Origin of the sequence: Nocardia cyriacigeorgica (genome assembly GCF_010868145.1) — a bacterium.
Taxonomy (GTDB): domain Bacteria; phylum Actinomycetota; class Actinomycetes; order Mycobacteriales; family Mycobacteriaceae; genus Nocardia; species Nocardia cyriacigeorgica_D.
On sequence record NZ_JAAGUY010000017.1, the window covers coordinates 14,604 to 30,372 of the forward strand.

The window sequence follows — 15,769 nt, forward strand, 5'->3', positions numbered from 1 at the left end:
CGGTCGGTAGAGTTCATCGCATGCGAATCCCGTCGGTCCTCGTCTCGGTGACGGCCCTGACGCTGGTGCTGTCGGCGTGCGGCTCCAGCGAGGAGGGCGATTCTGCCGAGGCTCCGCATCGTCCGCCGCCGAAGGTCGCCACGCTCGGGCCGTTCGTCGGCGAATGCGGTCATGTCACCGACGACGAGGTGCGCGAAGTCGCGGGGATGACGCAGATCTCGCAGGTTTTCAAGAATTCGACCGGCTGCAACTGGCAGGCCTCTGGCAGCGGCTCGACCAGCGTCACCTTCGCCTCCTTCCGTGGCAGCCCGATCGAACGCGAACGCGCCTGGGTCACCACCCAGGGCCGCAATCCGCAGTCGATCGAGGTCGCGGGCAAGAATGGATTCCAGGCGCTGGAGCCGAGCGGGTCGGTCTGCGATCTAGCCGTGCAGGTCGGTGACGACTTCTTCGAATGGTCGATGTCCTACGGGTTGTTCGAGGCGAGCGGCGGCAATCCGTGCGACCGGATGCGGAAACTGGCCGAGCTGACCGTGCAGAGGCTGCAATGAGGGGAGCGGTGATGACGGGCAGGCGCGTGCGCGCGATGGTTGCGGTGGCGGCCGCGATGGGTGTCACGCTGACGCTCTCTGGCTGCGGTCGCACCGTGGAGGGCTCGGCCCAGCCGGCCGGTGCCGCCGAGGCGAGCACGGTGAACACTGATTTCGACAAGCTGCTGCGCGAATGCGATGTGGTCACCCAGGACCAGATCGCGAAGGTGGTCGACGAGACGAGCATGGTCATGCCGTCGTTCTACGGTGCGGTCTGCATGTGGGATCTGGAAGGCGGTGCGACCGGCAGCGGCATGGTCTCGTTGAACTGGTACGAGATCGGTTCGCTGAACAACGAACGCGCCAACAACGACAAACTCGGCTACACCACCGCCACGATCACCGTGCAGGGGCGCAGCGCGCTGGAGACGCGGCGGCCGGGCGACCCCGATTCGTGCGGTGTCAGCGCGAGCGCGGCCGATACCGGCATCATCGGCTGGTGGGTGAACTACCGGGCAGGCAGCGCGCACCCCGATCCGTGCGGTGCGGCGAAGAAGCTGGTGGAGCTGACCTTGAATCTGGCCAGGTGAGAGCCTCGCCGCGCAGGGCGTGATCGACCCCGCTTTGCCCCTGTTCGAGCACCCGAGTATCGTGGATCGCTGTGCCCGGAAGCATGCGGGCAAGTTCGAGCGCAGAACGTAGGCCAGCGAGAGCGGCCGACAGTTCCAGCGTGCCCTGAAATCGGGCCCCTGACCTGCGCGCGACACGCCCGACCTCGGGACGCGAGAAACGTGGCCGGACGTGCGAGTGAATGCTCGATGACACGTATACGACACCGCATTAACCAATAAGGAAAGCCGGTCTATGCCAACCATCAACCAGCTGGTCCGCAAGGGTCGTCGCGACAAGGTCTCCAAGACCAAGACCGCGGCCCTCAAGGGGAGCCCGCAGCGTCGTGGCGTGTGCACGCGTGTGTACACCACGACCCCGAAGAAGCCGAACTCCGCGCTGCGTAAGGTCGCGCGTGTTCGCCTGACCAGCGCGGTCGAGGTCACGGCGTACATCCCGGGCGAAGGCCACAACCTGCAGGAGCACTCGATGGTGCTCGTGCGCGGCGGTCGTGTGAAGGACCTCCCCGGTGTGCGCTACAAGATCATCCGCGGTTCGCTCGACACCCAGGGTGTGAAGAACCGCAAGCAGGCCCGCAGCCGCTACGGCGCCAAGAAGGAGAAGAGCTGATATGCCGCGCAAGGGCCCCGCTCCCAAGCGTCCGTTGATCAACGACCCGGTCTACGGGTCGCCGCTGGTCACCCAGCTGGTCAACAAGATCCTGCTCGACGGCAAGAAGTCGACCGCCGAGCGCATCGTCTACGGTGCGCTCGAGCAGGCGCGCGAGAAGACCGGCACAGATCCGGTCGTCACCCTCAAGCGCGCCCTCGACAACGTCAAGCCCGCCCTCGAGGTGAAGCCCCGCCGTGTCGGTGGCGCCACCTACCAGGTGCCGGTCGAGGTTCGTCCGGGTCGCTCCAACACCCTCGCGCTGCGCTGGCTGGTCAACTACTCGCGCGCTCGTCGTGAGAAGACCATGGTCGAGCGACTGGCCAACGAGCTGCTCGATGCCAGCAACGGCCTCGGCGCCTCGGTCAAGCGTCGCGAGGACACCCACAAGATGGCCGAGTCCAACCGGGCCTTCGCGCACTACCGCTGGTGACGACTGCCCGGCCCATCAGCTGGTGGGGTCGGCAGGCATCACGGCCGGGGGCGGCACTTCGGTGCCGCTTCCGGCGTTGACATAGTGACGACCTCGCCGGTCGTCCCCGAGAATCCCAACTAGCTGATCGCTAACAGAGCAGAGCGGGGAAGATTTCCGTGGCACAGGACGTGCTCACCGACCTGAACAAGGTCCGCAACATCGGCATCATGGCCCACATCGATGCGGGCAAGACGACGACAACTGAACGAATCCTGTTCTACACCGGTGTGAACTACAAGATCGGTGAGACCCACGACGGTGCCTCCACCACCGACTGGATGGAACAGGAACAGGAACGCGGCATCACGATCACCTCCGCGGCGGTCACGTGTTTCTGGAACCAGAACCAGATCAACATCATCGACACCCCGGGCCACGTGGACTTCACCGTCGAGGTGGAGCGTTCGCTGCGCGTGCTCGATGGCGCCGTTGCCGTCTTCGACGGCAAGGAGGGCGTCGAGCCGCAGTCCGAGCAGGTGTGGCGTCAGGCCGACAAGTACGACGTGCCGCGCATCTGTTTCGTCAACAAGATGGACAAGCTCGGTGCGGACTTCTACTTCACCGTACAGACCATCAAGGACCGCCTCGGCGCCAAGCCGTTGGTCATCCAGCTGCCGATCGGCGCGGAGGACACCTTCGAAGGCATCGTCGACCTGGTCGAGATGAACGCCAAGGTGTGGACCGGCGAGACCAAGCTCGGTGAGAAGTACGAGGTCCAGGAAATCCCCGCGGACCTGCAGGAGAAGGCCGAGCAGTACCGCCAGGAGCTGCTCGAGACCGTCGCCGAGTCGGATGAGGCGCTGCTGGAGAAGTTCTTCGGTGGCGAAGAGCTCTCGATCGATGAGATCAAGGGCGCCATCCGCAAGATGACCGTCAACTCCGAGCTCTACCCGGTGCTGTGCGGTTCGGCGTTCAAGAACAAGGGCGTGCAGCCCATGCTCGACGCCGTCGTGGACTACCTGCCCTCGCCGCTGGACGTCGAGTCCGTGCAGGGTCATGTGCCCAACAAGGAAGAGGAGCTCATCACTCGCAAGCCGAGTGCTGACGAGCCCTTCGCCGCGCTCGCGTTCAAGATCGCGGTGCACCCCTTCTTCGGCAAGCTGACCTACATCCGGGTGTACTCGGGCAAGGTCGACTCCGGCGCCCAGGTCATCAACGCGACCAAGGGCAAGAAGGAGCGTCTGGGCAAGCTGTTCCAGATGCACTCCAACAAGGAGAACCCGGTTCCCCAGGTCTCCGCGGGCCACATCTACGCGGTGATCGGCCTCAAGGACACCACCACCGGCGACACCCTGTGCGATCCGAACAACCAGATCGTGCTCGAGTCCATGACCTTCCCGGACCCGGTCATCGAGGTCTCCATCGAGCCCAAGACCAAGTCCGACCAGGAGAAGCTGGGCACCGCGATCCAGAAGCTGTCCGAGGAGGACCCCACCTTCTCGGTGAAGCTGGATCAGGAGACCGGCCAGACCGTCATCGGCGGCATGGGCGAGCTGCACCTCGACATCCTGGTCGACCGGATGAAGCGCGAGTTCAAGGTCGAGGCGAACGTCGGTAAGCCGCAGGTGGCCTACCGCGAGACGATCACCAAGAAGGTCGAGAAGCTCGAGTTCACGCACAAGAAGCAGACCGGTGGTTCCGGCCAGTTCGCGAAGGTCATCATCGCGGTCGAGCCGTTCGTCGGCGAAGACGGTGCGACCTACGAGTTCGAGAACAAGGTCACCGGTGGCCGCGTGCCGCGCGAGTACATCCCATCGGTCGACGCCGGTGCGCAGGACGCCATGCAGTACGGTGTGCTCGCCGGTTACCCGCTGGTCAACCTGAAGGTGACCCTGCTCGACGGCGCGTACCATGACGTCGACTCCTCGGAGATGGCGTTCAAGATCGCCGGCTCGCAGGCCCTGAAGGAAGCGGCCCGTAAGGCCGGTCCGGTGATCCTCGAACCGCTCATGGCGGTCGAGGTCATCACGCCCGAGGATTACATGGGCGATGTGATCGGCGATCTGAACTCCCGCCGTGGCCAGATCCAGGCCATGGAGGAACGCAGTGGTGCCCGTGTCGTCAAGGCGCTGGTTCCGCTCTCGGAGATGTTCGGCTACATCGGTGACCTGCGGTCGAAGACCCAGGGCCGGGCGAACTACTCCATGGTGTTCGATTCGTACGCGGAGGTTCCGGCCAACGTGTCGAAGGAGATCATCGCCAAGGCGACCGGCGAGTAGTACGACGGGGCAGGATGCGAGTCCTGCCCCATCGGCCGGGCGTCAGTACGACCCCAGTAAGTAAAAACCGCACTGCTGCAACTGCACGCACAACAAGTCCAGGAGGGCCCCACAGTGGCGAAGGCGAAGTTCGAGCGGACGAAGCCGCACGTCAACATCGGCACCATCGGTCACGTCGACCACGGCAAGACCACGCTGACCGCAGCGATCACCAAGGTGCTGGCGGAGAAGTACCCGGACCTGAACGAGAGCTTCGCTTTCGATCAGATCGACAAGGCGCCGGAGGAGAAGGCTCGTGGTATCACGATCAACATCTCCCACGTCGAGTACCAGACCGAGAAGCGCCACTACGCGCACGTCGACGCCCCGGGTCACGCCGACTACATCAAGAACATGATCACCGGTGCGGCGCAGATGGACGGTGCCATCCTCGTGGTCGCCGCCACCGACGGCCCGATGCCGCAGACCCGTGAGCACGTGCTGCTCGCCCGTCAGGTCGGCGTGCCCTACATCCTGGTCGCGCTGAACAAGTCGGACATGGTCGACGACGAGGAAATCCTCGAGCTCGTCGAGATGGAGGTCCGCGAGCTGCTGGCCTCGCAGGAGTTCGACGAGGACGCCCCCGTCGTGCGCGTTTCGGGCCTGAAGGCGCTCGAGGGCGACGCGAAGTGGTCGGAGTCGATCCTGGAGCTCATGAACGCTGTCGACGAGTCCATCCCGGACCCGGTCCGTGAGACCGACAAGCCGTTCCTGATGCCGATCGAGGACGTCTTCACCATCACCGGTCGTGGCACCGTGGTCACCGGTCGCGTCGAGCGTGGCGTGATCAACGTGAACGAGGAAGTCGAGATCGTCGGCATCCGCGAGAAGACCACCAAGACCACCGTTACCGGTGTCGAGATGTTCCGCAAGCTGCTGGACCAGGGCCAGGCGGGCGACAACGTCGGTCTGCTGGTTCGTGGTCTGAAGCGTGAGGACGTGGAGCGCGGCCAGGTCGTCGTGAAGCCGGGCACCACCACCCCGCACACCGAGTTCGAGGGTCAGGCCTACATCCTGTCGAAGGACGAGGGTGGCCGCCACACCCCGTTCTTCAACAACTACCGTCCGCAGTTCTACTTCCGTACGACTGACGTGACGGGCGTTGTGACCCTGCCCGAGGGCACCGAGATGGTCATGCCCGGTGACAACACCGAGATGTCCGTCAAGCTGATCCAGCCGGTCGCCATGGACGAGGGCCTGCGCTTCGCGATCCGCGAAGGTGGCCGCACCGTCGGTGCCGGTCGCGTCACCAAGATCGTTGCCTGATCTTCTGACGTAACGCCGAAACGGCGCCGCTCCGAAAGGAGCGGCGCCGTTTTGTTTTTCGAGTTTCCCTTACGGCCGGCCGGCCCGGCCACGGACGTGTCAGTCCGATTCGCCGGCGGCCTGTAACAGTGCCTGGGCGAACTGCACCATCTGGGTGGAGCCGCCGTACCACGCCGAGATGACCTCAATGGCGGCCGCGCGGGTGCGGCGGGCGGTGCGTATGACCTCCTCGTTGGAGAGGTTGCCCGCTTCGGCTTTGTCGGCGAGAGCGTTGAGCTCGTCGCTGGCGAGCAGCAGCCGCATGATGCGGTGTAGGTCGACGCCGCCGTCGGCGGTCGGTAGCGGTAGCGGCGGTTCGGCTGGTGCTTCGGCGGCAGCGCGGGCTGCGCGCCGGGACGGGATGGCGGGGCGTGGTGCGGGCGCCGGATTGGACGCGGGGGTCTCGGGTTCCTGCTTCGGCGCAGGCGCCGGGGTCTCGGCGGAGGGGACCGCGATCGACGATGTGGCCGGCGCACTTACCGCGCTGTCGATGCTGGTCAGTCCGATGCCCTGCGACGGTTCGGGTTCCGGGGCGGCCCGGCGTGGCTCCGGCATAGGAGGCAGCTGTGCCGGAGACCAGTCGAACGCGGCGGGCTGTGCCGCCGTGCGGGTGGGCAGTGCCCCGTTGGTAGTGGTGGTGGTGTCCGCACCGGTCAGTCCGGCCGCCATGGCGACGGCTGGTTCGACGGGCTCCCGTTCGGTGCGGTGAAAACCCTCCTGGCGGGCACGAAGTCCATCTCCGAGACCGTTGTAATCGGCATCCATGAGGTCATTCTTACCCGAGTGGACGCTCGGTAAGCGCGCTGGAGTCTACAGCGGTGGGGATGTGCCACCGGCCGTGATGTTGGTGCACTGCGCCAGAACGACTTCGGCACCGGTGCGCAGACGGTGCCGACGCGAGTCGGCGGGTCAGCAATTGCTCGGCGCAGGCTCGCCACGGAAGCGCGCGTCGAGCCAGCCGACCATCATCGGCATCCCGAGGACCGCGGCCGAAAGGTGCTCCGGTGTCGGGATCAACTCCGCCTGCACCGGCACCCCCGCCTCGCAATAGCGGCGGTTGATCGTGACGATGGAATCGATCGGGATCAGCGGGTCGGTGGGTGAATGCCATTCGAAGATGGGCATATTCGGGACGCCGTGGAACAGCTCGATGCTGTTCTCCTCGAGCACCGCCCTGGCGGCGGCATCGTGCATGAGCGAGGTGTTGCTGGCGTAGTCACGGACGCTGCGCCCGGCGCCGGTGGCGATGATTTCATTGGTGCAGCCGTTGGCCATCGCGTCGCGTGCCGCGATTCCGGCGGCGTTGAGGTTGTCGCTGATCGGGAACCGATGTGGATACTCGCGTTCGAGCCCGATAGCCGCCGCCAACACCAGGCCGAACGCCGGATGCGGATTGAATTGCAGCGCTTCGATCATTCGCATGAGGTTCGCCGGGACACCGCCTGCCGCGGCGCCGGCGAGTTTCAGCTCCGGGGCGTAGCTCGGCGCCAACGCGGCCGCCCACGCCGTGGCCATACCGCCACCGGAATACCCGGCCATCGCCACCGGACTGTGCTGGACCGCCAGTTCCGGAACTCGCTGCGCGGCACGGATTCCGTCGAGGGTGATCTGACCGCCGAGCTTGGCCGCGCCATAGGCGAAGGTGGGGCCGAGGTGGTCCGGCAGCGCGATGCTCCAGCCGCGCGCCAGCAGCACATTGAGCGCGAAAGCCTCGCGGACCTGGAGATTCGGATCGTTGGTGTAGAGCACCCTCGACACCGCGCAGCTCGGGCCCAGCCCGTTGATGATGTGCTGATAGGACAGCAGTGGCCCGTCGGGTCGATGTCCTGGCGGTGTCAGCACGGTGGTGGTTGCGGCGATGGGCAGGCCGCGTGAATTGGTGGAACGGAACTTCACCAGCGTCAGCGTCGAGCCGGGGAAGGTCAGCAGCGGCGGCAACCGCCGCACCGCGAGCACGTCACCGGGCTGGTGCGCCGCGAGATCGGCGGGCTGTGCGTAGAAGGGGTCGGGATCGGCCACGGGGTAGCGAGGTAGCGCCGGGGCGGGAGCCGTCCCGGCCAGCAGAACCGCAGAGGCGCCGAGGAGCGCGCCGGTTATCAAACGCTGGATAACCTGCATGGCAGCTATTGCTACCACGGTGGGGCGCCGCGATCGTGCAGGCTGCTCGGGGTGTCAGCGATTTTTCGGACGTGCGAGCGACGACCGCGCCTACCGCGTCAACCGAGCTGTGTCATCCCTGCCGCCACCACCTGAGCAACATTGAGGATCTCGTCGGTTGTCGGCAGTGGGACGCCATCGAGTGCGTGCAGGCGGTCGGTACTGGCGATGGCGAACATGGCCGACACCCACGCGGCGGCGCAGGCGCGCAGGGTGCCGGGGCGGATCGGGGTGGGAGTGCTGGCCTGTAGTACTCGGGCGGTGACGTCGAGCAGTTGAACGCGCAGCTGGCGTAGCTGGCGGCGGACGTCGGGATGGGTGTCGGCCTCGCGCCACATGATGACCCGCAGCACCGACGAATGGTGGTCGCGAAGGTTCAGCGCCGCATCGAGATTGACCAAACTGGCCGCCGGGTCACCAGGTGCGACCACGGCGCCGATGTCTTCAATGGGTTGTGGCGGCACTCGTTCGGCCATGAGGGCCGACAGGATCGAATTCTTGGTGGGGAAGTAGTAGAAGACCAGACCCTTTGGCACGTCGGCGGTCGAGGCGATCGCCGCCGTCGGGGTGCCGTCGAACCCCTGTGCCGCGAAAAGCTTTTCAGCCGCGTCCAGGATGAGTTGACGGGCGTCGCCGTCGGTTTTCGCACTGCGGCGACGCCCGGCACGACGGGGTCTGGTCATGGCCGTCAGTGATGCGGAACCATATCGTGCAGCCGGCCCGACACCGCTGGCAGCGCTGCCACCGCGACCACCACGGTCACTATCCCGACGATCCATGCAGTCCAGGATGCGCCGCTGAAGCCGCTGAAGTCCATGACCCACGGGGACAAGAACATCAGCACGCCGAGCAGGCCCATCGCATAGTCGGCGGAGGCCATCTCGGAACGGTACATCTGCGCCAGACCGGTCAGTGCGATGAGCACACCGAGCACGATCAACGACCACATCGCCCGATCATTCGTCTCCACCCAGAGCGGTGAGAGTGCGGCGAAGACGCCCAGCACTACGGCCAGAAAGTCTTGCGCACGGCTTTCGGTGAACATGTATGCCTCCTTGCATTCGGCGGGGTGGACAGACCCGAAAATCTGTCCTGACCTCGGTATAGACCTGATTGACCGCCCGGTCGATATAGGAACGGCCACGATTGCGCGGCAATCGATGGCACGGTGAAGGTGACGGTCCTCACTACAGCGCCGACCAAGCGGACGTTAGGGTGAACTGTCTTCACAGTCAGTGGTGGCCGACCGATACAACGGCCCGAAGGAAGGGATGCTGGCATGCCTGCTGCGCCGATCGTGATCGTGGGGGCCGGCCTGGCCGGCTTGCGCACCGCGGAGGAGTTGCGCCGCGCGGGATACGAGGGCGAGCTGATCCTGCTCGGTGACGAATCCCGTCCGCCCTACGACCGCCCGCCGCTGTCCAAGCAGTTCGTGCGCGGCGAGACCGACGACACCACCTTGCGGCCCGCCGAGTTCTTCACCGAGAAGAAGATCGATCTGCGGCTGAACCAGGAAGCGGTCGGCGTCGACGCCGAAGCCCGCCGCGTGCGCCTGGCCGACGGTTCCGCCCTCGACTACAGCGAGCTGATCATCGCGACCGGGCTGCGCCCGCGCAGATTGCCCGGCCTGCCGGACCTCGGTGGCGTCCACGTCCTGCGTAATCATGCCGATGCCGTGGCACTGCGCTCGGAACTGGGCGGCGCCAGGGTCGCGCTGATCATCGGCGCCGGATTCATCGGCTGTGAGCTGGCTGCCAGCTTCCGCGCCTCCGGTGTCGAGGTAGTGCTGGTGGAACCGCAGCCGACGCCGCTTGCCTCGGTACTCGGCGAGCAGGTCGGTGCGCTGGTCGCGCGGATGCACCGCAACGAGGGCGTGGATCTGCGCTGCGGCACCGGCGTCGACTCGCTGCTCGCCGATGACGACAACAAAGTCCGCGGCGCGCTGCTGACCGACGGTTCCGAGGTGGCGGCCGATCTGGTGGTCATCGGGGTCGGCTCGCGGCCGGTCACCGAATGGCTGGCCGATTCCGGTATCGAACTGGCCGAACCGGCCGCCGGTGGCGGAGTCCTCGCCGACGAGGTCGGCCGCACCTCGGCGGCCGGGGTGTGGGCAGTCGGCGACGTCGCGGCATGGCTGCACGACACCGGGGCGCGCAAGCGGGTCGAGCATTGGACCAATGCCGGTGAACAGGCGAAACTGCTGGCCTGCGCCCTGCTGGGGGCCGAACCGCCCACCGCGGCGCGGGTGCCCTACTTCTGGAGCGACCAATACGACGTGAAGATCCAGGCCCTCGGCACCCCGGGCGCCACCGACGAGATGCGCATCGTCTCCGACGATGGTCGCAAGTTCCTCGTCTACTACACCCAGGACGGCAGGCTCACCGGTGTGGTCGGTGCCGGGATGACCGCGCAGGTGATGAAGACCAGGGCGAAGATCGCCGCGGGTGCCCCGGTGGCGGAGTTGCTCGGCGCGAGCTAATACCTTTATCGGTGTGATCGTCGCGCTCATCGATTCCGGTCTCGGCTCGCTGCCGACCGCGGCTTGGCTGCGCAAACTGCGCCCGGACGTGGACCTGGTGCTGCAACTGGATCCCGATGGTGCGCCGTGGGGCCCGAAACCGGAGCAGTGGGTGATCGAGCGGGTGGTCGAGACCGCACGCGCCTCGCTGAGGATGGGCGCGGAGGTGATCGTGCTGCCGTGCAATACCGCCAGCGTCACCGCCCTCGAGCACGTCCGCGCCGACGTCGGCCCCGGTATTCCGGTGATCGGCACCGTGCCCGCGATCAAGCCGGCCGCGGCGGCCTGCCGGTCGGTGGCGGTCTGGGCCACCGCGGCGACCACCGCGAGCCGCTATCAGGCCGATCTCATCGCCAGGTTCGGCGGCGAGGCGACGGTCACGGGCGTGGCCTGTCACGGCCTGGCCGACGCCATCGACGCCGGTGATCTGGTGGCTGTGCGTACGGCGATTGCGGCGGCGGCCGAGCAGACTCCCGACGATGTGGAGGGTGTGGTGCTCGGCTGCACCCACTATCCGCTGGTGGTGGATAACATCGTGGCCGCGTTGCCGGACGGTGTGCGACTGTTCGACAGCGCCCAAGCCGTTGCCGCGCAGACCATCCGGCGTATGGACGGACTCGGCAGGCCGAGCACCGGCAACGGTACGGTGCGGGTGCTCAACAGCGGCCGCCAAGGCGAACTGCCCGCTGCCGCCGCCGCTTTCGAACCCGGACGGGCCCTCGGCGCGACGGACTGACCGCTCGGAACCCTCGAGGAAGGCCGGCCGATGACCGACGACACCGGATCCGCCGATCAGGTGCGGGCCGCGCTGGCCGAACTCGCCGATCCCGCCGACGCGGTGCACCTGCAGCGGTTCTTCAAGACCGGGCCCGGTGAGTACGGTGCAGGGGACGTCTTCGTTGGCGTGCGGGTTCCGGCCACCCGTTCGGTCGCCAAACGCTTTGCGGCCCTGCCGCTCACCGAGATAGACGCGCTGCTGGACAGTCCTGTGCACGAGGAACGCTTGGCCGCGCTGATCATCCTCAACGCCCAGTTCGAGAAGGCATCGAAGCCGCGCACCTTCGACGAGGCCGTCCGCGCGGAGATAGTGCGGTTCTACCTGGCCGCGGTGCGGCGCGGCCGAGTGAACAATTGGGACCTCGTCGACGTCTCCGCTGAGCGGATCGTCGGCCCATGGTTGCTGGACAAGCCACGTGATCTGCTCGTCGAGCTCGCCGATTCGGATTCGCTGTGGGAGCGGCGAGTCGCGCTGCTGTCCACCTTCGCGTTCATCAAGGCAGGCGACGCCTCGACTACATTCGCCCTGGCCGAGCGGCTGCTGGCCGACCGGCACGATCTGATCCAGAAGGCGTCGGGCTGGATGCTGCGCGAGGTCGGCAAACGCATCGACCGGCATCTGCTGACCGACTTCCTGGATCGGCACGCGGCCGAGATGGGCCGGACCGCACTGAGTTACGCGACCGAGCAGCTGGACCCGGAGGCCCGGGTCCGCTACCGCGCGATGCGTTGAGTCGTCAGAACTGGATCTTCAGGTGGTCGGTCACCGGCCGCGCCTGGCAGCCGAGGATGTAACCGTTCTCGATGTCCTCGGGGTCGAGGATTTCCGCGTTCTCCATCTCGACCTTGCCTTCCAGGACGGTGCAGGCGCAGGAGCCACATTCGCCTTCCTGGCAGGAGTACGGCACGTCGAGGCCCTTGGACAGCATGATGTCGACGAGAGTCTGCTTGCGGGGCCAGGTCAGCTCGTGCACCTCGCCGTCGAGTTCCACCTCGACGGTCGCGGCGTCGGCGGCTTCTTCGTCGCTGATCTCCACCGGGGCCTGATCGGCGAACGGATCGCCTGCCAGTGAGTTGAAGACCTCGGCGTGGGTGCGGTTGCGGGGGACGTCGAGCTGGGCCAGTGCATCGTGTACGCGGTCCATGAACGGGCGCGGGCCGCACATGAACGCACGGTAGCTGGTGTAGGGGCGGACCAGGCCGGCGAGCGCGTCGGCGGTCGGCAGGCCTTGCAACGGCTCCAGCCAGTGGATGACGGTGAGCCGCTGCGGGTGCTTATCGGCGAGTTCGCGGAGCTCGGCGGCGAAGATCACCGACTGTGGATCGCGGTTGGCGTAAACGAGCACGATCTTGCCGCTACCGCGGGCCAAGGCCGATTTCAGGATCGACATGACCGGCGTGATGCCGCTGCCCGCGCCGAACAGCAACAGATCCTCGTCGAGATCCTTCGGCGTGAACACCCCGGACGGTGGCAGTACCTCGATTTCCGAACCGGCCACGATGTTGTCGCAGAGCCAGTTGGAGCCGTATCCGCCTTCGGTGCGCTTGACGGTGACCTTGGGTAGGTCGTCGGTGTACGGCGAGCTGGCCAGCGAGTAGCAGCGCGCCACCGAACCGGTCTGGTCGCTGGGGATGCGCAGGGTGAGGAACTGGCCGGGCTGGTAGGCGAACCGTTCGCGGAGTTCACCGGGTACGTCGAAGACCAGCGAGGAGGAATCGGCGGTCTCGGCGATGACCGCGGCTACCCGCAGCACGACCGATCGTGAGCCGTGTGGAACTTCGACGGTGGTCATGTCGTCCTCTCGAACGTGGCGCGGCCGATCCGGTATCCCGGGGCGGCAAAACTAGAACGTGTTGCAGTTTTATCGTACGTCGGCCTCGGGCTGCTCGACAAGCTGGGCTTCCAGCCCGGCGATCAGCACGCCGACACCGAAGTCGTACGAATACTTGCCGCGCAGGTCAGCCATGTATTTGGTGGCTCGGGCCACCGCGTCGGGCAACGCGACATCGGTCAGCACCGACCGGTCACGCGGGTTCACCCGGCTGCGACCGAACAGGAATGTGTGGATGGTCGCGTAGGCGGCCAGCACGTTGCGATCGCTGAATCCCGCGTCGAACAGGATCTCCATCACCGCGGCGATCACATCGAGCTGTTTGCCGAGCATCTGTTCGATCAGCACATCGCCGAGGCCCGGGTGCTTGCGTAGTTTCTCATCGATCTGGCCGATGAGTTCACGCAGGCGCTGCTGCCACGGGCCCGACTCGACTGGCGGCTTGCGCACGCCGGCCAGTGCTGCGGTGGCCACCAGGTCGAGTAGCTCCCGTTTGTCGGCCACGTAGTAGTACGGGGCCATCGGGGAGACGCCCAGCTCGCGGGATAGCCGCCGCATCGATAGCTTGTCCACGCCGTCGGCGCGGACCACCCGCAACGCGGCCTCGACGATCTCTGATTCCGAGAGAGTATTACCGCCCCCGCTTGCCTGCGTTCGCCCGACTCCCATGCCACCTCTACCACCGCGGGCGCATACGGCCCGTCACATCCTGTTCAGCTGCTTGCCACCGGAAAGTTTAGAGGGGTCGGTGCCGGTACCGCCGATTCCTCGGTCGAAACGACTTCTTTTTGTCAGTTCATGACGTTATGGTGTGTGAGCGCGGCTACACCTGTGGCCGCGACCACAGTGTCAACTGGAGTGGAGGTAGCCATGCCGGACCAGGGACTCAACGGACCCGTCGACACCGACAACCGCGGCCCGATCGGGGCCGTCGCGCAGCGCTCGGCCGAGGACACACCGCTGGTGGAGGAATCGCTCATCGAAGAGGTGTCCATCGACGGAATGTGCGGCGTCTACTGAGCTGAGAGGAGCGTCTGACATGCTCGATCTCGATACCCGCTGGCAGCTGCATCCGCGCGTTGCCCTGCGGCCGGAACCGTTCGGCGCGTTGCTGTATCACTTCGGCACGCGGAAGCTGTCGTTTCTGAAGAACCCGCGGATCGTCGAGATCGTGCGGTCACTGCCCGCGCAGCCTTCCGTGCGTTCGGCCATGCGGGCCGCGGGCATCGACGAGTCCGCGGCCGCGCCCTACGTGAAAGCGTTGGCGCAGCTGGCCGATTCGGACATGATCGTCGGCGCACCCGATTCGGCGCCGCTCGCGGCTCCCGCCGCGCCAGCGCCGTTCGTGCCCGCCGCGTCCGGTGACGATCGGGCGGTGCGGCTGGTTGACCGGTTCGAATCGGGCCTGGCCGCACCGATCTGCCTGACCTGGGAACTCACCTACGCGTGCAATCTGTCCTGCGTGCACTGCCTGTCGTCGTCGGGTCGCCGCGATCCGCGCGAGCTGAGCACCGAACAGTGCAAGGCACTCATCGACGAGTTCCAGCGCATGCAGGTGTTCTACGTCAATATCGGCGGCGGCGAACCCACCGTGCGGCCGGACTTCTGGGAGCTGGTCGATTACGCCACCGCACACCAAGTCGGAGTGAAGTTCTCCACCAACGGTGTTCGGATCACGCCGGAGGTCGCCGCGCGGCTTGCCGCCAGTGACTATGTCGACGTACAGATCTCGCTGGACGGCGCGGACGCTGCCGTCAACGACGCCGTGCGTGGCCCTGGTTCCTACGATATGGCCATCCGCGCACTGGAAAACCTTGCCGCAGCGGGCTTCAAGGACGCCAAGCTGTCGGTGGTGGCGACCAGGCACAATATCGCCCAGCTCGATCAGTTCCGCGAGATCGCCGATCGCTACGGCGCCACCCTGCGTTTGACGCGGCTGCGTCCGTCCGGCCGCGGCGCCGATGTGTGGGACGAACTGCATCCGTTGCCGGAGCAGCAGCGTGAGCTCTACGAATGGCTGCTCCGCAATGGCGACGGCGTGCTCACCGGTGACTCGTTCTTCCATCTGTCGGCCTTCGGTGAAGCGCTGCCCGGTCTGAACATGTGTGGTGCGGGCCGGGTGGTGTGCCTGGTCGATCCGGTCGGTGACGTCTACGCCTGCCCGTTCGCCATCCACGACCGCTTCCACGCCGGAAACGTCGTCTCCGACGGCGGTTTCGCCAGCGTGTGGGGTGAATCGGAGCTGTTCGGGCAGTTGCGCGAACCCACCGGCGGCGGCGCGTGCTCGTCCTGCGCGCATTACGACTCGTGCCGGGGTGGCTGCATGGCGGCGAAGTTCTTCACCGGCCTGCCCGCCGATGGGCCGGACCCGGAATGCGTACAGGGCTACGGTGAAGCGGCGCTGGCGGACGCGGGCCGAGTGGTGCCGCGCTCGTCGGTCGACCATTCGCGGCGGAGTGCGCCGCGACGTTCGGGTGGACGCAAATCCGGGCCCGTTCCGCTGACGCTGACCGTCCCGTCGCGCCGTCCCTCACGGGCCTGTGACGAGAGCCCGCTGGGATAGCGGCGCGAGGATAGCCGGAGTCGGTACGCGAGCCTCACCAGGCTCGCGTACCGACCGCGCGGTACGCGATTGCCAT

At 66.4% G+C, this 15,769-nt stretch carries 17 protein-coding genes; 11 read left to right on the plus strand and 6 right to left on the minus strand.

The window, feature by feature from the left end; translation table 11 throughout:
* Window positions 1-20: 20 nt before the first annotated feature.
* The 6 genes from GV792_RS19385 to tuf all read left to right on the plus strand — a co-directional run bounded on the left by GV792_RS19385 (window position 21) and on the right by tuf (window position 5,807).
* Complete coding sequence (locus tag GV792_RS19385; RefSeq protein ID WP_163825571.1) at window positions 21-551, plus strand: DUF3558 domain-containing protein; 531 nt, start codon at window positions 21-23, stop codon at window positions 549-551.
* An 11-nt stretch (window positions 552-562) separates the two neighbouring features.
* Complete coding sequence (locus GV792_RS19390) at window positions 563-1,120, plus strand: DUF3558 domain-containing protein (protein WP_256671563.1); 558 nt, start codon at window positions 563-565, stop codon at window positions 1,118-1,120.
* A 274-nt stretch (window positions 1,121-1,394) separates the two neighbouring features.
* Window positions 1,395-1,769, plus strand: a complete 375-nt coding sequence (gene rpsL / locus GV792_RS19395; RefSeq protein WP_019049359.1) for a 30S ribosomal protein S12 — start codon at window positions 1,395-1,397, stop codon at window positions 1,767-1,769.
* Between the two features lies 1 nt (window position 1,770).
* Window positions 1,771-2,241 carry a 30S ribosomal protein S7 gene (gene rpsG, locus GV792_RS19400; protein ID WP_040739280.1) on the plus strand — a complete coding sequence of 157 codons (471 nt, stop codon included), beginning with the start codon at window positions 1,771-1,773 and terminating at the stop codon, window positions 2,239-2,241.
* A 158-nt stretch (window positions 2,242-2,399) separates the two neighbouring features.
* Entirely contained in the window at window positions 2,400-4,502 is a 2,103-nt protein-coding gene (gene fusA / locus GV792_RS19405; protein WP_163825573.1) for an elongation factor G, read from the plus strand.
* Window positions 4,503-4,616: 114 nt separating this feature from the next.
* Window positions 4,617-5,807 (plus strand): elongation factor Tu, encoded by a 1,191-nt coding sequence (tuf, locus tag GV792_RS19410; protein WP_163825574.1) that lies wholly within the window; start codon window positions 4,617-4,619, stop codon window positions 5,805-5,807.
* A gap of 99 nt (window positions 5,808-5,906) precedes the next feature.
* Here the strand turns inward: tuf and GV792_RS19415 are convergent, their stop codons facing one another.
* The 4 genes from GV792_RS19415 to GV792_RS19430 all read right to left on the minus strand — a co-directional run bounded on the left by GV792_RS19415 (window position 5,907) and on the right by GV792_RS19430 (window position 9,048).
* Entirely contained in the window at window positions 5,907-6,611 is a 705-nt protein-coding gene (locus GV792_RS19415) for a hypothetical protein (RefSeq protein ID WP_163825575.1), read from the minus strand.
* Window positions 6,612-6,755: 144 nt separating this feature from the next.
* On the minus strand, window positions 6,756-7,964 hold the full coding sequence (locus tag GV792_RS19420) for a lipase family protein (protein ID WP_163825576.1): 1,209 nt from the start codon (window positions 7,962-7,964) through the stop codon (window positions 6,756-6,758).
* 98 nt (window positions 7,965-8,062) lie between these two features.
* Window positions 8,063-8,686 (minus strand): TetR/AcrR family transcriptional regulator, encoded by a 624-nt coding sequence (locus tag GV792_RS19425; RefSeq protein WP_163825577.1) that lies wholly within the window; start codon window positions 8,684-8,686, stop codon window positions 8,063-8,065.
* Between the two features lie 5 nt (window positions 8,687-8,691).
* Entirely contained in the window at window positions 8,692-9,048 is a 357-nt protein-coding gene (locus GV792_RS19430; protein WP_163825578.1) for an SPW repeat protein, read from the minus strand.
* 234 nt (window positions 9,049-9,282) lie between these two features.
* Between GV792_RS19430 and GV792_RS19435 the strand changes: the two genes are divergently transcribed.
* From GV792_RS19435 to GV792_RS19445, 3 genes are read left to right on the plus strand one after another with little or no spacing between them, the layout of a single operon-like run.
* Window positions 9,283-10,482, plus strand: a complete 1,200-nt coding sequence (locus tag GV792_RS19435) for an NAD(P)/FAD-dependent oxidoreductase (RefSeq protein WP_163825579.1) — start codon at window positions 9,283-9,285, stop codon at window positions 10,480-10,482.
* A gap of 13 nt (window positions 10,483-10,495) precedes the next feature.
* Window positions 10,496-11,257, plus strand: coding sequence for a glutamate racemase (locus tag GV792_RS19440; RefSeq protein ID WP_163825580.1), 762 nt, complete (start codon window positions 10,496-10,498; stop codon window positions 11,255-11,257).
* 30 nt (window positions 11,258-11,287) lie between these two features.
* Window positions 11,288-12,031, plus strand: a complete 744-nt coding sequence (locus GV792_RS19445) for a DNA alkylation repair protein (RefSeq protein ID WP_163825581.1) — start codon at window positions 11,288-11,290, stop codon at window positions 12,029-12,031.
* Window positions 12,032-12,035: 4 nt separating this feature from the next.
* Here the strand turns inward: GV792_RS19445 and GV792_RS19450 are convergent, their stop codons facing one another.
* Together GV792_RS19450 and mftR2 are read right to left on the minus strand one after the other, a co-directional pair.
* Window positions 12,036-13,091, minus strand: coding sequence for a ferredoxin--NADP reductase (locus tag GV792_RS19450; protein WP_163825582.1), 1,056 nt, complete (start codon window positions 13,089-13,091; stop codon window positions 12,036-12,038).
* Window positions 13,092-13,160: 69 nt separating this feature from the next.
* Window positions 13,161-13,799, minus strand: coding sequence for a mycofactocin system transcriptional regulator MftR2 (gene mftR2 / locus GV792_RS19455; RefSeq protein WP_163825583.1), 639 nt, complete (start codon window positions 13,797-13,799; stop codon window positions 13,161-13,163).
* A 252-nt stretch (window positions 13,800-14,051) separates the two neighbouring features.
* Between mftR2 and mftA the strand changes: the two genes are divergently transcribed.
* Both mftA and mftC read left to right on the plus strand, forming a co-directional pair.
* Window positions 14,052-14,150, plus strand: a complete 99-nt coding sequence (gene mftA, locus GV792_RS29280) for a mycofactocin precursor MftA (protein ID WP_309138542.1) — start codon at window positions 14,052-14,054, stop codon at window positions 14,148-14,150.
* Window positions 14,151-14,169: 19 nt separating this feature from the next.
* Window positions 14,170-15,693 (plus strand): mycofactocin radical SAM maturase, encoded by a 1,524-nt coding sequence (mftC, locus tag GV792_RS19465; protein WP_163825585.1) that lies wholly within the window; start codon window positions 14,170-14,172, stop codon window positions 15,691-15,693.
* Window positions 15,694-15,769 lie beyond the last annotated feature (76 nt).

Coding starts and splice junctions, on each gene's coding strand:
- GV792_RS19385 (WP_163825571.1), top strand. CDS start 21: ATGCGAATCCCGTCGGTCCTCGTCTCGGTGACGGCCCTGACGCTGGTG.
- GV792_RS19390 (WP_256671563.1), top strand. CDS start 563: ATGACGGGCAGGCGCGTGCGCGCGATGGTTGCGGTGGCGGCCGCGATG.
- rpsL (WP_019049359.1), top strand. CDS start 1,395: ATGCCAACCATCAACCAGCTGGTCCGCAAGGGTCGTCGCGACAAGGTC.
- rpsG (WP_040739280.1), top strand. CDS start 1,771: ATGCCGCGCAAGGGCCCCGCTCCCAAGCGTCCGTTGATCAACGACCCG.
- GV792_RS19415 (WP_163825575.1), bottom strand. CDS start 6,611: ATGGATGCCGATTACAACGGTCTCGGAGATGGACTTCGTGCCCGCCAG.
- GV792_RS19420 (WP_163825576.1), bottom strand. CDS start 7,964: ATGCAGGTTATCCAGCGTTTGATAACCGGCGCGCTCCTCGGCGCCTCT.
- GV792_RS19425 (WP_163825577.1), bottom strand. CDS start 8,686: ATGACCAGACCCCGTCGTGCCGGGCGTCGCCGCAGTGCGAAAACCGAC.
- GV792_RS19430 (WP_163825578.1), bottom strand. CDS start 9,048: ATGTTCACCGAAAGCCGTGCGCAAGACTTTCTGGCCGTAGTGCTGGGC.
- GV792_RS19435 (WP_163825579.1), top strand. CDS start 9,283: ATGCCTGCTGCGCCGATCGTGATCGTGGGGGCCGGCCTGGCCGGCTTG.
- GV792_RS19445 (WP_163825581.1), top strand. CDS start 11,288: ATGACCGACGACACCGGATCCGCCGATCAGGTGCGGGCCGCGCTGGCC.
- GV792_RS19450 (WP_163825582.1), bottom strand. CDS start 13,091: ATGACCACCGTCGAAGTTCCACACGGCTCACGATCGGTCGTGCTGCGG.
- mftR2 (WP_163825583.1), bottom strand. CDS start 13,799: ATGGGAGTCGGGCGAACGCAGGCAAGCGGGGGCGGTAATACTCTCTCG.
- mftC (WP_163825585.1), top strand. CDS start 14,170: ATGCTCGATCTCGATACCCGCTGGCAGCTGCATCCGCGCGTTGCCCTG.